This is a genomic window from Pseudomonas sp. TH49 (genome assembly GCF_016650625.1).
GTDB lineage: Bacteria > Pseudomonadota > Gammaproteobacteria > Pseudomonadales > Pseudomonadaceae > Aquipseudomonas > Aquipseudomonas fluorescens_H.
Genome location: NZ_JAEKFL010000002.1, coordinates 877,697 through 893,075 on the forward strand (window position 1 = coordinate 877,697; position 15,379 = coordinate 893,075).

The window sequence follows — 15,379 nt, forward strand, 5'->3', positions numbered from 1 at the left end:
CGTCCATCATGCACGCACGCTCCGGCCAGTGCCAGCGTCTCAGCCCCGGGCCTTCCTGAGACCTTTGGCGTGGTTGATCTGCTGGCAATACTCGATCAGTGGCGTGCCACCGATGAAGTCGGCATTGATGATGCTGCACTTGGGCGCCCATCCCGAGTCCGGGCCAAACCATTGATTGAGTTCGTTGGTAATTCGTTTGACGCCGGCCAGTTCGCCGTAACTGGTGGCGGACAATGACCACAAGGTGCCGGATCGCGGCGGGTTGGCCAGGGTTTTCGTGATGTGTTGCTTGAGTTGCTCGGGAGAGGTGATGTCACTGCCGCTCCATTCATGACGGATATTCGGCCAGTACAGCGGCGAATTGAAGTCGGGATGCCATTCACTGGCCAACACCACTCGTTGCAGTGAATCGGCTTGTTTAAGTTGCCCCAGCGTCAAGTGGCTGTTGCTCCGGGGAATCAGTCGCGGCGCCAGATGATTCATGATGACCTGATGGAAGCCCTGATAATCAAAAGGCTTGTTGTCGACCCCCTTGAGTTCATGAATGTCGAGGACGACGAATTCGCCCGGGTGCTCATCGAGGAACACTTCCAGGCTCTTGATCAGTTCACTCAGGGAGCGCCCGCGGAACAGTTTCAGGCCGTGAAAGGTGTGAAACTTCTTGATGCCCAGCCAGTGTTCGTCCGAATGCAGGCGCAAGTCGAAGGCGCGCACACCTTCACTCAGTTGCTGAATGAACGGGCCATCCTGGCAGACGAACCAGTTTTTTGCGGGTTGGAGATAGGCCGGATACGAGAAGTCGTAATCCAGTCCGGCGTTATGTGCGCCAGGCCAGAGAACTTCGCCGAGGGTCAAGGCGTCGATGGCGGACGCAGTCGTCATCCAGTTTTTGTACGGGTAATTATTCATGGTGCATTCCGTTGCAGACAAAGTTGAGAGTTTACGACCCGAAAGATAGTTGCTTCAGTTCGAAAAACATTCTTTGGCTTGCTCGGAGAAAGTACAAGTCAACACTCTTTTCAAAGTGTTGAAGTGCTTTTGTTTAATACTGAAGAATTAACTGTTGTGGTTTTTTGCTTCGATCCATTGCGCCATGTATTGGGTGCTTTTGTGCAAGTGGTGACGCAACATGCTGCCGGTGAAGTTAGCGCGGCGCAGGGCCGGCAAGTTGTCGCGGCATTCTTGCAGACGTTCAATCAATGCCCGACCGTGGATGGCGTGCCGATAGCGCTCGTGCAACAACGTGACGCCGGCCTGTTGCGCGTCGGTCCAGCGCAACTTGTCTTCATGCAGTCTGACCGCCGCATCGGCCAGGGCCTGGGCCGACAGCGCCACCTCACCGGGCCACGGCAGCGCACCGCTCATGCCCTCAGCGCCGATGGGGGTGGTGACGTTCGGCGTGCCACAGAGCATGGCATCGACGATTTTGCCCTTGATTCCTGCACCGAACCGCAAGGGGGCCAGGCAAACCCGGGCTTGCGACATCACTTGCAGCGCATCTTCGGCCCAGTTCATCACATGAAAACCCTGCGCCGCATTGTGCAGTGCAGTGGCCTTGGGCGGGGTGTAGGCACCGTAGATATGCAACTGCGCACCGGGCAATTGCTGGCGGATCAGCGGCCAGACTGCGTTCTTCATCCACAGCACGGCGTCCCAGTTCGGCGCGTGACGGAAATTGCCGATACTCAGAAAGTGCGCACGATCCTCGAAGGGCACGAACGCGCCGCTCGGTGGTTCGAGCATCAACGGGCACCAGTGCAACAGGTCCTGGGGCACCTGGAACTGTTCGATCAGCAACTGGATTTCCACTTCGGAAATCATCAGGTTGAGGTCACAGCGATACAGCGCGGCGATTTCCCGTTTGGCCAGGTCGGTGTCGGCCATCAACTCGAACTCTTCACCCAGCGCCGGGGCGAACAGTGCGCTGAAATCCTGATTATCCGGGTCGTCCTTCAAGCGCTCCTTGAGCCGCTGGTGACGGGCATGTCGCAGACTTTGCAGGTCGGAAGTCTCCAGCACCCGCAGGGCGTTCGGGCAATGTTTCTCGACGCGCCAGCCGAACTGTTCTTCCATCATGAACTGGTCGAACAGGACGATATCCGGGGCCAGTTCACTGACGAAAGCGTCAAAACTGCTGTTATTGAGTTCGATCGGTACTTCCCGAATCCCCAGCCCAGTCAGGTCAGCCTTGTGCTCGCCGGGCCCCGCCGGGCTGCTGAAGGTGATGTCCCAGCCTTGTTGCAGGAAGGTTTCGAGGATCTGCATCACATGCCCGCTGGCCGCCGAAGAGCGGGGTTCGGGCCAGACGTAGCCGATGACCAGAACTTTAGTGGCAGGCGATGCAGTCATTGACAGGTGTTCCTTACAGACAGGCGGAGAAAAACGGGGCGCAATTAGACCACATCTGATGCCGGGTTTTACAGACAGGAAGTTTTCCGACTTGAGGCGTTGGCGGAGTTACCTGACTGCAAGAGCCTGTTTCTGAAAGTTTGAATGTTGTCGGGATGTTGGCAAAAGTTGCTAACGGAACTTCATTTAATGTTTCTCTCTTATATCGGTATGTTGCCTGCGGCTCGATAAATTCAAGTCAGCATAGATTGCTGGACTCATACCGGAAAGTTAACTGATGAAAATGGATGCAGATGTTTTTGATCTTGGTCAAGCCGCAAGCGAGAACTGCGGGTTATTGGCGCTGCTCGATCCCTGGGGCACGCAGAGCAACTTGAACGAACCTCGCGTAGAGGCGCTGACGCAGGTACCTGACGGAGAAGATCCGGCCGATTTCATTGATTCGGTGAATATCAAAGAGCTCGGCGACAAGATTGCCAGTCATTGCGCGGCCCTGACCGATCCTGCCAGTTTTCACCCGGCTTATTTCATCCGCACCCGCATCGAAGACACGGCGCATGCGTGGGTCACTGCACCCAAGGAACTGGCACAGATCACCTATGACGCGACGATTGCAGTCAAGTATCTGGACCATGACCCGGTCAATCGCAGCGATTCGCTGAAACCCGAAAAAGCACCGGCCAAATGGCGCCAGAAAAACTTCACCCTGGCCGAGATTTGCACCGATCATCATTTGGTGGTGCTGAAGGAACATGGTTACAAGGAGATCCTCTGGCCTGAGTTTTATCCCAAGGCGTTGATCGAGGCCTTTTCTGAGGCCAACTACCAGGACGATTTCAAACAGTACGTGAAGGACCATCTCTTGCCCGCCGGCGCCCGTGTGTTTGGCTACTATTTAAAGAGAACGGAACTGATCAAACTGGTGGTCGAATTCATCAAGGACGAGAAGCGCGCGCTCGACGACCGTCATATCGCTTTCGCGTTTCTCAGAGGGACTCTGCCAGCGCGCACGTTGCTGCTGCACAGTGACCCGAACCTGCTGGTGGATAACGCGGTGTTTATTGGTCCCGACAACCTGTCCAACGGCATTCTGTTCTTTCTGGGTGAAGACCGGCAGGCCATTGTCTTTCCGTCCGGACATGACGCGCGCGGGAAGTTTCTCGAAAACAATGCGCAACTGCAGACGTTGTTGCTCAAGCGCGTTCCGCTTCGGGCACAGCTGCAGGCACATGTCAGGGACTTCAAATATCGCGGCATGGAAATGCCGCTGTTCGCGACCCGGCCGCACTATCGGGAGCTGGTGTTCCGGACAAGCAACGACATCGGGCGCAGCTTGTATGAGCTGCAGGTCGAGCGCGCACTGGCGGATATCGACACCCTGGTGTCGACCTCGGAGGAGCGCATAACCGACCTGGCGCTCGAGGCCGCAGGGCATGTCCTGCAATGTCTGGCGCTGGCGGCTTCGATGCCCTGGGGCGGCAGCGGTGTGCTGGCCTCGACCTCGGTGAAGGTTCTGGTATCGATGCTGGTGGGCCTCGGTGCGGCGGCGACCGATCTGATCCGTGCGGAAATTGCCGACGACCCGGCCGAAACCGACCGCTTGCGCATCACTGCCGCGATAGGCGTACTGGCCGAGCTCGCGGGCCCGATCGGTGAGCGGCTGATCGGCAAAGCGTTGTCGGCCGCCGCGAAAAAACGCTTGAGCCAGCGCATTCTCAATACCCTGACCCAGGCGAACAGACCCTCACTGTTACGTCGACCGGGCGCAAGTCTGTCGCATCATTTGGCGAGTACGACTGGCAAGGAGATACCGGATCGGGCCAAAGGCGCGGTGGTTGCCGGTCAACTGCAAGAGCTGGCCGGCGGGCCGAGTGTTGCGCAAATGATCGCCGATCAAACCCAGCTCGTGCACCACGCCGGGCCGCAGAAGGGCTTTGTGTATCAAGGCTTCACCTTTCGCGGCGACACCCGTGATCCGTCGATTGTCTTCAAGGAGGGGTTCCGCCAGCGCACGCCCATCACTGACCTCAACCAGGTCAACGGTTTCAAGGGCGGCTACGGCGGCGCGCACGATGCGTTGGCACCGGACGGCGCAGGCATTTCAACGTCGGCATTTTACAAGAAGGATGGTGCTGGAGCCTTTGTCTACGGCGGCGACAAGGGCGGCCACACGTATTTCATCGATGCCCGGCAACTGGAGGGGTTTCATTTGTACGCCAACACCGAGCTGGCATTTCGGCCGAACACCGGGCTCAAGATGCTGCCTCCGCTGGAAATCAACTACGCCGTCGATATCTCGCCAAGGTTGATCCTCGGGGCATACGACAGTGCGGGTAAATTCATCCCCAATCCGCAGGCGCTGCGACTGGCGATCCAGGCGAGTCAGGACGGTGTCGGTCACGGATTCGGCCGGGATGTTGCGAAAAAGGCCGGTAGCGGTGCGGATCCATTGATTCCAACGGATGGCGAGACCTACGGCAACGAGCTAAGGCTCGAAGCCGAATATGGAGGGGCTAAATTCAGCATAGGGTGACTTTAGCCCGCTTCACGGTTACTTCCGAGAGAGAATGCCCTTGACCTTGTCACGCAACTGATCGATCGAGAACGGTTTGCCGATGACGTGCATGTCAGCGGGTACGTCGATGTTTTCGGCGTAACCGCTGGCGAACAACACGGGCAGGGTGGGGCGTAGTTCACGGGCTTTGCCGGCCAGTTCACTACCTTTCATGCCCGGCAGGCCGTAGTCGGTCATCATCAAGTCGATATCGTTGCTCTGATCCCCAAGAATCTTCAGCGCAGACTCGCCGTCGTCCGCCTCCAGCACATTGAACTCCAGCTCCTCCAGCACGTCGACGATGAGCATGCGCACGATGTTGTCGTCTTCTACTACAAGGATGGTGGACGCTGGGGTGGACATATTGGTGCTCTCAAGAAAGGAAATCGGGACGGCGACCGGTCGAAAATGCCGGGCTCTTGCATGAGTAAGTGGCGCATGGCCACAAGTTCCCGATTCGATGGAAAAAAGATTAGCTGCAATCCGCGGCGCAAGGATAACGGTTGGTCGCTCGGGAAGTGCAGCAAAATGTAGGAAATTGCTGCCAAAGCAGTCAGAAACATGGATCCATGCGGCCGTTTTGGGGCAAACTCCCGGGTTTCGACAGTTCGACAAGGCCGCCCCATGTCCACTCCGTCTTCGATTGATGAAACACGGTTTCGCAAACTCCTGACGCGCAACATCGGCTTGCCGCTGGGCGTTGGCGCGCTCAGCGCCGTGTTCTTTGTGTCCCTGATTACTTATCTGCTGTCGGTGATCCAATGGGTGGAACACACCGACCGGGTGATCAATAACGCCAACGAAGCGGTGAAACTCACCGTTGATCTGGAAACCGGTATGCGCGGTTTCCTGCTCAGCGGCGACGAACACTTCCTCGACCCGTATGAAACCGCCAAGCCGCGGATCAACGTCGCGCTCAATACCCTGCTGGAACTGACCGCTGACAACCCGGTGCAGACCGATCGTCTGCGGCGTCTGCAGGCATTGCAGATCGAGTGGGCCAACTACGCGCAATCGATGATCGATCTGCAGCGCTCCAGCGGTGATTACCGGGGCGCGGTCAAGGCCGGACGCGGCAAGCGCCTGACCGACGAGATCCGCAAGCAATTCGAAGATGTGATCGATATGGAGCAGCAGTTGCGCACCACGCGCAACGAAGACGTGCGCCGCACCACGATCTGGAGCATCACCCTGTACCTGCTGTTTATCGCCGGGATCAGCGGCTTGCTGGCCTATGTCGGTCGCCGCGATCTGATTCGCCTGTCTGACAGCTACAGCGCCAACCTCGCCGCGCAGCAGGCCAGCGCCGAGCGTCTGGAGCGCCAGGCGTGGATGCGCAGCGGCCAGACCGAACTGGCAGAGCAGGTGCTGGGGCAACTGACGCTGAACCTGCTGGGGCGCAACATTCTGCAGTTCTGCGCGCAATATCTGGGCACCGCCGTGGCGGCGTTGTACGTGCGCGAAGAACACGGCGGCCTCAAGCGTGTGGCGTCCTACGGCTTCTCCCGCGAGCAGGAAGAACTGGATCAGCAGATCTATAGCGGCGAAGGCATCGTTGGTCAGGTTGCCCAGCAGGGGCAACTGATTCGTCTGGACTCGGTGCCGGCCGACTACTTCAAAGTCAGCTCGGGCCTGGGCCAAGGCCTGCCACGCAGCGTGCTGGTGGTGCCGACGAATAATGATGACCAGGTCAACGGCGTGATCGAATTGGGCTTTTTACGGCCACTCACCGAGCGCGATATCGAATTGCTGGAACTGATTGCCGGCAACATCGGCACGTCGATCGAAGCGGCGCGTTATCGCCAGCGCCTGCAGGAAGTGCTAGCCGAAACCCAGCAGCTCAACGAAGAGTTGCAGGTGCAGCAGGAAGAGCTGAAAACCGCCAACGAAGAACTCGAAGAGCAGTCGCGGATTCTCAAGGAGTCGCAGGCGCATCTGGAAACCCAGCAGGTCGAGCTGGAGCAGACCAACGAGCAATTGGCCGAACAGGCAAAGACCCTGGCCGAGCAACGCGATGCGATGGATCAGAAAAACACCGAACTCAATCATGCCCAGGTGCAGCTCGAAGAGCGCGCCGAAGAGCTGCAGCGCTCGAGCAAGTACAAGTCCGAATTCCTCGCCAACATGTCCCACGAACTGCGCACGCCGCTGAACAGTTCGCTGATTCTTGCCAAGTTGCTGGCCGAGAACCCGCAGGACAATCTATCGGCCGAACAGGTCAAGTTCGCCGAATCGATCTATTCGGCGGGCAACGATCTGCTGAATCTGATTAACGACATTCTCGACATTTCCAAGGTCGAGGCCGGCAAGCTGGAAGTGATCCCGGAAAACACCAGCGTCGCGCGTCTGGCCGATGGCCTGCGCAGCGTGTTCGAACCGCTGGCAGCGGAGAAGCAACTGTCTTTCAGCGTCGAGTTGCAGGCGGATGCGCCGATCATGCTGTACACCGACCGCCAGCGTCTGGAACAGGTGATCAAAAACCTGCTGTCCAATGCCGTGAAGTTCACCGAACACGGCACGGTCAGCCTGACCATCGCCAGTCAGCCGGACGAGCGCATTGCGTTCATCGTGCGCGATTCCGGGATCGGTATTGCCGCGGATCAGCAGGAAAGCATCTTCGAAGCATTCCGTCAGGCCGACGGCACGACCAACCGCAAGTACGGCGGCACCGGTCTGGGCCTGTCGATCTCGCGGGATCTGGCGGCGTTGCTCGGCGGTTCGATCAGCGTCAGCAGCGCGCCGGGGCAGGGCAGTGTGTTCACTCTGGTGTTGCCGCAGCAATACAGCGAGCCGGGTGACAGCCCTGCGGCCCCGTTGACCTTCACTGCGCCGGCATCGATTCCGGTGCCGGTTGCACTGCCACCGGCAAGCGTTTCGCCAATGGCGCCGGTGCATATCCCGCGCTTTGCCGATGACCGTGGCAAGGCGCCGTTCGCTACGCGCTGCATTCTGGTGGTGGAAGACGAGCCGAATTTTGCCCACATCCTCTACGACCTCGCCCACGAACTGGGTTACCAGTGCCTGGTGGCCCACGGTGCGGACGAAGGGTATGACCTGGCCCGCGAGTTCGTGCCGGACGCGATCCTGCTCGACATGCGCCTGCCGGACCACTCCGGTCTGACCGTGTTGCAGCGTCTGAAAGAACACGCCGAAACCCGCCACATCCCGGTGCACGTGATCTCGGTTGAAGACCGCGTTGAGGCCGCGATGCACATGGGCGCGATCGGTTATGCGGTCAAGCCGACCACCCGCGAAGAGCTCAAGGACGTGTTCGCCCGTCTCGAAGCCAAGCTGACCCAGAAGGTCAAACGCGTGCTGCTGGTCGAAGATGACGATCTGCAGCGCGAAAGCATTGCCCGCCTGATCGGCGACGATGACATCGAGATCACCGCCGTCGGTCTGGCGCAGGATGCGCTGGAGAAACTGCGCACTACGATCTACGACTGCATGGTGATCGACCTGAAATTGCCGGACATGCTCGGCAACGATCTGCTCAAGCGCATGTCTACCGAGGACATCTGCTCGTTCCCGCCGGTGATTGTCTACACCGGACGCAACCTGACCCGCGATGAAGAAGCCGAGCTGCGCAAGTATTCGCGCTCGATCATCATCAAGGGCGCACGTTCGCCGGAACGTCTGCTCGATGAAGTGACACTCTTTCTGCACAAAGTCGAATCGCAGTTGTCCCATGAGCGGCAGAAGATGCTCAAGACTGCGCGCAGCCGCGACAAGGTTTTTGAGGGGCGCAAGGTGCTGCTGGTGGACGATGATGTGCGCAACATCTTCGCCCTGACCAGCGCGCTGGAGCATAAGGGCGCAGTCGTGGTGATCGGCCGAAATGGTCGTGAGGCGATTGATAAGTTGAATGAAGTCGAGGACATCGATCTGGTGCTGATGGACGTGATGATGCCGGAAATGGATGGTTTTGAAGCCACCATTGAAATCCGCAAGGACCCGCGCTGGCGCAAGCTGCCGATCATTGCGGTGACGGCCAAGGCCATGAAGGACGATCAGGAGCGCTGCCTGCAGGCGGGCGCCAATGATTACCTGGCCAAGCCCATTGACCTGGATCGCCTGTTCTCGTTGATTCGCGTGTGGTTACCGAAGATGGAACGCATTTAGTGGAAAGCAGTCACTCTTTGGAGCGCAACAGCGAAATCGAATTGCGGTTGTTGATCGAGGCGATCTACCTCAAGTACAGCTACGATTTTCGCGATTACTCCGGCGCTTCGATCAAGCGCCGGGTGCAGCACGCCTTGAGCCAGTTCGAATGCGCGACCATTTCGGCGTTGCAGGAGAAAGTCCTGCACGATCCGACCGCGTTCATGCAGTTGCTGCAGTTGTTGACGATCCCGGTCAGCGAGATGTTTCGCGATCCATCGCACTTTCTGGCGATCCGCAAGGAAGTGGTGCCGCTGCTGCGCACCTATCCGTCGCTGAAGATCTGGATCGCTGGGTGCAGCACGGGTGAGGAGGTCTATTCGATGGCAATTCTGCTGCGCGAGGAAGGCCTGCTCGACCGCACGATCATCTACGCCACTGACATCAACCCGCGCTCGCTGGACAAGGCCAAACAGGGGATTTTCTCCATGGAGAACGTCCGCGCCTACACCGCCAATTACCAGCAGGCCGGCGGCCAGCGTTCCTTTGCCGATTACTACACCGCGGCCTATGGCTACGCGATCTTCGACAAAAGCCTGTGCGAGAACGTGACCTTCGCCGACCACAGTCTCGCGACTGATAGCGTGTTCTCCGAAACGCAGCTGATTTCCTGTCGCAACGTACTGATTTACTTCAACAAGAAACTTCAGGACCGTGCCTTCGGTCTGTTTCACGAATCGCTATGCCACCGTGGCTTTTTGGTACTGGGCAGCAAAGAGACGCTGGACTTTTCCAACTACTCGAATCAGTTCGAACCGCTGGTCAAACAAGAACGGATCTACCGCAAATTATGAACGATGCCGTTGATTTGCCTCGCGTCGAGGCCATCGTGGTCGGTGCTTCGGCCGGTGGTGTCGAAGCACTGCTGACCCTGCTCGCGCCGCTGCGCAAGGGCTACGTGTTGCCGATCATTGTCGTGTTGCATCTGCCGGAAGAGCGCCGCAGCCTGTTGGCCGAGGTGTTTGAGCGGCGGCTGATGCTGCCGGTGCAGGAGGCGACGGACAAGCAGGATATCGTCCCAGGCACGGTTTACTTCGCTACACCCGGTTATCACCTGTCGGTCGAGCAGGATCGCAGTCTGTCGCTGAGCCTTGAAGACCGCGTGCACCATTCCCGACCGTCGATTGACTACCTGTTCGAATCCGCCGCCGACGCTTACGGCGAAACACTGGCCGCCGTGTTGCTGACCGGCGCCAATCACGATGGCGCTCGCGGCCTGACGCAAGTCAAGCAGCGCGGCGGACTGACCATCGTTCAAGACCCAGAAGATGCACAGGTCGCCACCATGCCTCAGGCTGCACTCAAGCTTCAGCAGCCCGACCATGTCCTACCCATTCACGGCATCGGCCGTCTGCTTGTCGAGCTGGAACGAATCGCATGCTGAGTAATATCCAGGCCAAATTGCTGATCGTCGACGATCTGCCGGAAAACCTGCTGGCCCTCGAAGCGCTGATCAAGCGCGAGGACCGCACCGTCTACAAGGCGCTGTCGGCGGATGAAGCACTTTCGCTGCTGCTGCAACACGAGTTCGCCATGGCCATCCTCGACGTACAGATGCCGGGCATGAACGGCTTCGAACTCGCCGAGTTGATGCGCGGCACCGAGAAAACCAAGAACATTCCGATCATTTTCGTCAGCGCCGCCGGCCGCGAATTGAACTACGCGTTCAAGGGCTACGAGAGCGGTGCGGTGGACTTCCTGCACAAGCCGCTGGATATCCACGCGGTGAAGAGCAAGGTCAACGTATTCGTCGACCTGTACCGCCAGAGCAAGGCCATGAAGCAACAGGTCGAAGCCCTTGAGCAGGCGCGCCGCGAGCAGGAAGCGCTGCTGCAGCAACTGCAGAGCACGCAACTGGAGCTGGAGCAGGCGGTGCGGATGCGCGATGACTTCATGTCAATCGTCGCCCACGAAGTGCGCACGCCGCTCAATGGCCTGATACTCGAGACCCAATTGCGCAAGATGCATCTGGCGCGGGACAACGCCGCTGCGTTCACCCTCGACAAAATGCACGCGATGGTCGATCGCGACGAGCGCCAGATCAAAAGCCTGATCCGGCTGATCGAAGACATGCTCGACGTTTCGCGCATCCGCACCGGCAAGCTGTCGATCCGGCCGAATCGTTTCGATTTGTCGCAACTGGTGGGCAACCTGCTGCAGAATTTCGCGCAGCAGATGGAGGCCGCCGAGACTGAAGTCAGCTTCACCGCGCCAGAGCCGGTGGTGGGTCATTGGGACGAGTTCCGTATCGAACAGGTGGTGTCCAACCTGCTGACCAATGCCTTGCGCTACGGTGGCCGCAGTCCGATTCAGGTGCGCGTGTACCGTGAGGGCGACGAGGCGAGGATCGAGGTTCAGGACCATGGCATCGGTATCAGTGAAGAGAACCAGAAGCGTATTTTCCAACAGTTCGAACGGGTTTCCGCCAAGACGGTAGTGGCTGGTCTCGGGCTGGGTCTGTTCATTTCCGAGCAGATCGTCGCCGCCCATGGCGGCTCCATCGCCGTCGAGAGTCAAATCAACGAAGGCGCCCTGTTTCGCGTTTGTCTGCCAATCCAGGAAAACGGCACATCCGACGCAACCTCTGAGTGACCGCACGGTCGTATCAGCAGCTATTGACCGAACAAAGGCTTCCCATGAGCGTAGATGCACAAGATGTAGTACTCGTCGTCGAGGACGAACCGGTTATCTTGATGGTGCTGACAGATTATCTGTCGGGGCAGGGGTATCGCGTGTTGCAGGCCGAAAACGGCGAGCAGGCGTTCGAGATTCTCGCGAGCAAGCCGCATCTGGACATGTTGATCACCGACTTCCGCCTGCCGGGCGGGATCTCCGGCGTGCAGATCGCCGAGCCGGCAGTAAAACTGCGCCCGGATCTGAAAGTGATCTTCATCAGCGGCTACCCGCAGGAAATCCGCGAGACCGGCAGCCCGATCACGCGCAAGGCGCCGATCCTGGAAAAACCGTTCGATCTGGATGTGCTGCAGGAAAAAATTCAGGAACTGCTGGCCTGATCTGAATACACCGAAACACCCCTGTAGGAGCTGCCGCAGGCTGCGATCTCTTGATCCTGAAAATCAGATCAAAAGATCGCAGCCTGCGGCAGCTCCTACAGTTGTTTTGGGGGGTCAGTTCTTGATCATCTCGCGAACCTTGGCGGTCAGCAGATCGAAGGTGAACGGTTTGGTGATCATCTGCATCCCCGAGTCGAGGAAGCCACCGCGCACGGCAGCGTGCTCGGCATAACCGGTGATGAACAACACCTTCAACCCGGGCCGGTACTGCCGGCCGATTTCCGCCAGTTGCCGACCATTCATGCCCGGCAGGCCGACGTCACTGATCAGCAGATCGATGCGCTGCGTCGAGTTGAGGATCGGCACGGCGCCGTCGGCATCGCCGGCTTCGACAAACGCATAACCCAATTCACTGAGCACCGCGCTGACCAGCACGCGCACGGCAGGGTCGTCTTCGACGATCAACACGGTTTCGCCATCCAGCGCCTCCGGGGCCTGCTGAACAGCGGACACTGGATGCTCCAGCTCTTCGCCGCGAAAGCGTGGCAGGTACAGTTTGACCGTGGTGCCCTGATCGATTTCGCTTTCAATCGTGACGTGACCACGGGACTGTTTGCTGAAGCCGTAAATCATCGACAGACCCAACCCCGTACCCTGACCGATGGGCTTGGTGGTGAAAAACGGATCGAACGCGCGGTTGATCACGCTCTGCGGCATGCCGCTGCCATTGTCGGTGACGCTGAGCATCACGTAATCGCCAGGCTCGAGATTCGGGTAGGCCTCGGTGAATTCCCGTACAAGCACCTGGTTGCTGGTCTCGACCACCAGTTTGCCGCCATCTGGCATGGCGTCGCGGGCATTGAGCACCAGGTTGAGCAGGGCGCTTTCCAGTTGATTGGGGTCGGCTTCGGCAATCCACAGCTGGTCGTTGAGGCGCATGTCCAACTGAATGCTTTCGTTGAGGCTGCGTTGCAACAACTCGCCCATCGATAGCACCAGCGTGTTCATCTGTACGGCTTTGGAGTCCAGCGATTGCCGGCGTGAGAAGGCCAGCAAGCGGTGAGTCAGACCGGCAGCGCGGTTGGCTGAAGTCACGCCAAGATCGATCAGGCTGTCGAGGTCTTCGGTGCGCCCGCGAGCCAGCCGTCGACGCAGCAGCTCGAGACTGCCGATGATCCCGGTGAGCATGTTGTTGAAGTCGTGAGCGATGCCGCCGGTCAACTGACCGACCGCTTCCATTTTCTGCGACTGGCGCAAGGCTTCTTCGTTGTGGCGAAGTTGCGCGGTGCGCTCCTCGACCTGTTGCTCAAGGGTTTCCAGGGTCGATTGCAGGCGCCGTTCGCTTTCACTCAAATCGATCAGGCGATCGCGGGCGTCGTACTGTCGTCGTCGTCCGCGCAGGGCGGTGGAGACCAGGCTGACCAGGGTCGCCGGATGGAACGGGCGCTCCAGGAACGTGACGTTGCCCAGCAGTTTGCTCAGGCGTGAGGAGGGGCCCGGTTCCGGGCCTCCGTGGTGGGTCAGCAAGACGATCGGCAGATCCGACCAGGCCGGTTGCTGTTCGAGAAAATTCAGCAGCGTTTCCAGTTCGGGGCCGCGCAGGGCTTCGGTGGCAATCAGCAGCAGTCCGGCGCCGGGTTCCAGTTGCGCACACAGTGCACCCAGATCTGGCGTGATGACCCCACCAAACCCTGCCTCATTGAGGATCATCAGCGCCACCTGGCTGTCACGACCCATGGGCGCCAGAATCAGCGCCCGTTCCGCCAGCGTTACGGTAACCGTCACAAGGTTTCTTCCCGCAACAGCGGATTGCTCGCGCCGAGGTAAGTCGGCACGCCGCGCAACACACCCTGGAAGGCCTCCAGCGGTTCACCGATGGTCATGCCGTGCGTGGAAATACGGTATTCACGGATCGTCGATTCGTGGCTGCCGGTACGTTTCTTGATGATCGAAATCGCCCGGCGGACCTTGCCGATGGCTTCGAAGTAGCGGAGCAGGATCACCGTGTCGGCCAGGTAAGTGATGTCCACTGGCGCCTGCATGTCGCCGACCAGACCGTGCTGGGCCACGGTCATGAAGGTCGCTGCGCCTTTGCGGTTGAGGTACAGCAGCAGCTCGTGCATGTGCAGCACCAGTGCGTTCTCTTCCGGCATCGCCGCTTGGTAACCGTTGATGCTGTCGATCACCACGGTCTTGATGTTGCCTTCGTCAACGCAGCGACGTACCCGGTGGGAGAACTCGCCGGGGGACAGTTCGGCAGCATCCACTTGTTCGATCAGCAGGTTGCCGGTGGCTTGCAGCGCCTTGAGGTCGATGCCGATGTTGTTCATACGCTCAAACAGCAGACCCAGTTCTTCATCGAAGATGAACAGGGCGGCTTTCTCGCCGCGAGACACGGCGGAGGCGGCGAAGATCATCGAGATCAGCGATTTGCCGGTACCGGCCGGGCCAAGGATCAGCGTGCTGGAGCCGGTTTCGACCCCGCCGCCGAGCAAGGCGTCCATTTCCTGGATGCCGCTGCTCAGTTGCAGGCGTGGGTAGTCGCTGCGGTGTTCGGCGGCGACCAGGCGTGGGAACACATGCACGCCGTCGCCCATGATGGTGAAGTCGTGGTAACCGCCACGGTACTTCTGCCCGCGATACTTGACGATGCGCACGCGTCGGCGCTCGGCGCCGTAATTGGGGGTCAATTCTTCGAGACGGACTACCCCGTGGGCGACGCTGTGCACGGTCTTGTCGAGGGATTCGGTGGTCAGGTCGTCAAGCAGCAGGACGGTTGCGTCGTAGCGTACGAAGTAGTGTTTGATCGCCAGAATCTGCCGACGATAGCGCAGCGAGCTCTGCGCCAGCAGGCGGATCTCCGACAGGCTGTCGAGCACGACGCGGGTCGGCTTGAAGCGCTCGACCACTTCGAAAATCTGCTTGGTGGCTTCGCCCAGTTCCAGGTCGGAGGAGTACAGCAGGCTTTGCTGATGCTCGGCGTTGAGCAGGCTTTCGGGTGGCGTCAGCTCGAAGATCTCGATGTTCTCGTTCAGCTCCCAACCGTGAGACAGCGCGCCCTGGCGCAGTTCACGTTCGGTTTCCGACAGCGTGATGTACAGACAGCGTTCGCCGGCACGGGCGCCCGCCATCAGGAAATGCAACGCGACGGTGGTTTTGCCTGTACCGGGTTCACCTTCGAGCAAAAACACATGCCCTCGGGACAAACCGCCGGCCAGGATGTCATCCAGGCCGACGATGCCGGTGGCGGCTTTTGCACTGATCAACTCGTTGGACGTAGACAAAGAATGCCCTCTCATGA

At 59.1% G+C, this 15,379-nt stretch carries 11 protein-coding genes; 6 read left to right on the plus strand and 5 right to left on the minus strand.

The window, feature by feature from the left end:
- Positions 1 to 39: 39 nt before the first annotated feature.
- Complete coding sequence (locus JFU48_RS21500) at positions 40 to 909, minus strand: phospholipase (protein ID WP_201137592.1); 870 nt, start codon at positions 907 to 909, stop codon at positions 40 to 42.
- Positions 910 to 1,056: 147 nt separating this feature from the next.
- Entirely contained in the window at positions 1,057 to 2,349 is a 1,293-nt protein-coding gene (locus JFU48_RS21505; protein WP_201137593.1) for a glycosyltransferase, read from the minus strand.
- A 277-nt stretch (positions 2,350 to 2,626) separates the two neighbouring features.
- Between JFU48_RS21505 and JFU48_RS21510 the strand changes: the two genes are divergently transcribed.
- Positions 2,627 to 4,882: a hypothetical protein gene (locus JFU48_RS21510; protein WP_201137594.1), complete on the plus strand. Its 2,256-nt coding sequence runs from the start codon at positions 2,627 to 2,629 to the stop codon at positions 4,880 to 4,882.
- A gap of 18 nt (positions 4,883 to 4,900) precedes the next feature.
- On the opposite strand, the gene JFU48_RS21515 is transcribed toward JFU48_RS21510, so the two are convergent.
- On the minus strand, positions 4,901 to 5,266 hold the full coding sequence (locus tag JFU48_RS21515) for a response regulator (RefSeq protein WP_201137595.1): 366 nt from the start codon (positions 5,264 to 5,266) through the stop codon (positions 4,901 to 4,903).
- 261 nt (positions 5,267 to 5,527) lie between these two features.
- Here JFU48_RS21515 and JFU48_RS21520 point away from each other — a divergent pair, with 261 nt between their 5' ends.
- From JFU48_RS21520 to JFU48_RS21540, 5 genes are read left to right on the plus strand one after another with little or no spacing between them, the layout of a single operon-like run.
- The gene (locus tag JFU48_RS21520; RefSeq protein ID WP_201137596.1) at positions 5,528 to 9,025 is read left to right on the plus strand and encodes a response regulator; all 3,498 of its coding nucleotides are present in this window, start codon (positions 5,528 to 5,530) and stop codon (positions 9,023 to 9,025) included.
- Positions 9,025 to 9,858, plus strand: coding sequence for a CheR family methyltransferase (locus JFU48_RS21525; protein WP_201137597.1), 834 nt, complete (start codon positions 9,025 to 9,027; stop codon positions 9,856 to 9,858). The genes JFU48_RS21520 and JFU48_RS21525 overlap by 1 nt, the downstream gene beginning before the upstream one ends.
- The gene (locus JFU48_RS21530; RefSeq protein ID WP_201137598.1) at positions 9,855 to 10,448 is read left to right on the plus strand and encodes a chemotaxis protein CheB; all 594 of its coding nucleotides are present in this window, start codon (positions 9,855 to 9,857) and stop codon (positions 10,446 to 10,448) included. Before JFU48_RS21525 ends, JFU48_RS21530 begins: the two co-directional genes overlap by 4 nt.
- Complete coding sequence (locus JFU48_RS21535) at positions 10,442 to 11,656, plus strand: hybrid sensor histidine kinase/response regulator (protein ID WP_201137599.1); 1,215 nt, start codon at positions 10,442 to 10,444, stop codon at positions 11,654 to 11,656. Before JFU48_RS21530 ends, JFU48_RS21535 begins: the two co-directional genes overlap by 7 nt.
- 44 nt (positions 11,657 to 11,700) lie before the next feature.
- Positions 11,701 to 12,078, plus strand: a complete 378-nt coding sequence (locus JFU48_RS21540; RefSeq protein ID WP_003225116.1) for a response regulator — start codon at positions 11,701 to 11,703, stop codon at positions 12,076 to 12,078.
- Positions 12,079 to 12,192: 114 nt separating this feature from the next.
- Here JFU48_RS21540 and JFU48_RS21545 read toward each other — a convergent pair whose 3' ends face one another.
- On the minus strand, positions 12,193 to 13,863 hold the full coding sequence (locus tag JFU48_RS21545) for an ATP-binding protein (protein WP_201137600.1): 1,671 nt from the start codon (positions 13,861 to 13,863) through the stop codon (positions 12,193 to 12,195).
- Positions 13,860 to 15,362, minus strand: a complete 1,503-nt coding sequence (locus tag JFU48_RS21550; protein ID WP_201137601.1) for an ATPase domain-containing protein — start codon at positions 15,360 to 15,362, stop codon at positions 13,860 to 13,862. The genes JFU48_RS21545 and JFU48_RS21550 overlap by 4 nt, the downstream gene beginning before the upstream one ends.
- Positions 15,363 to 15,379 lie beyond the last annotated feature (17 nt).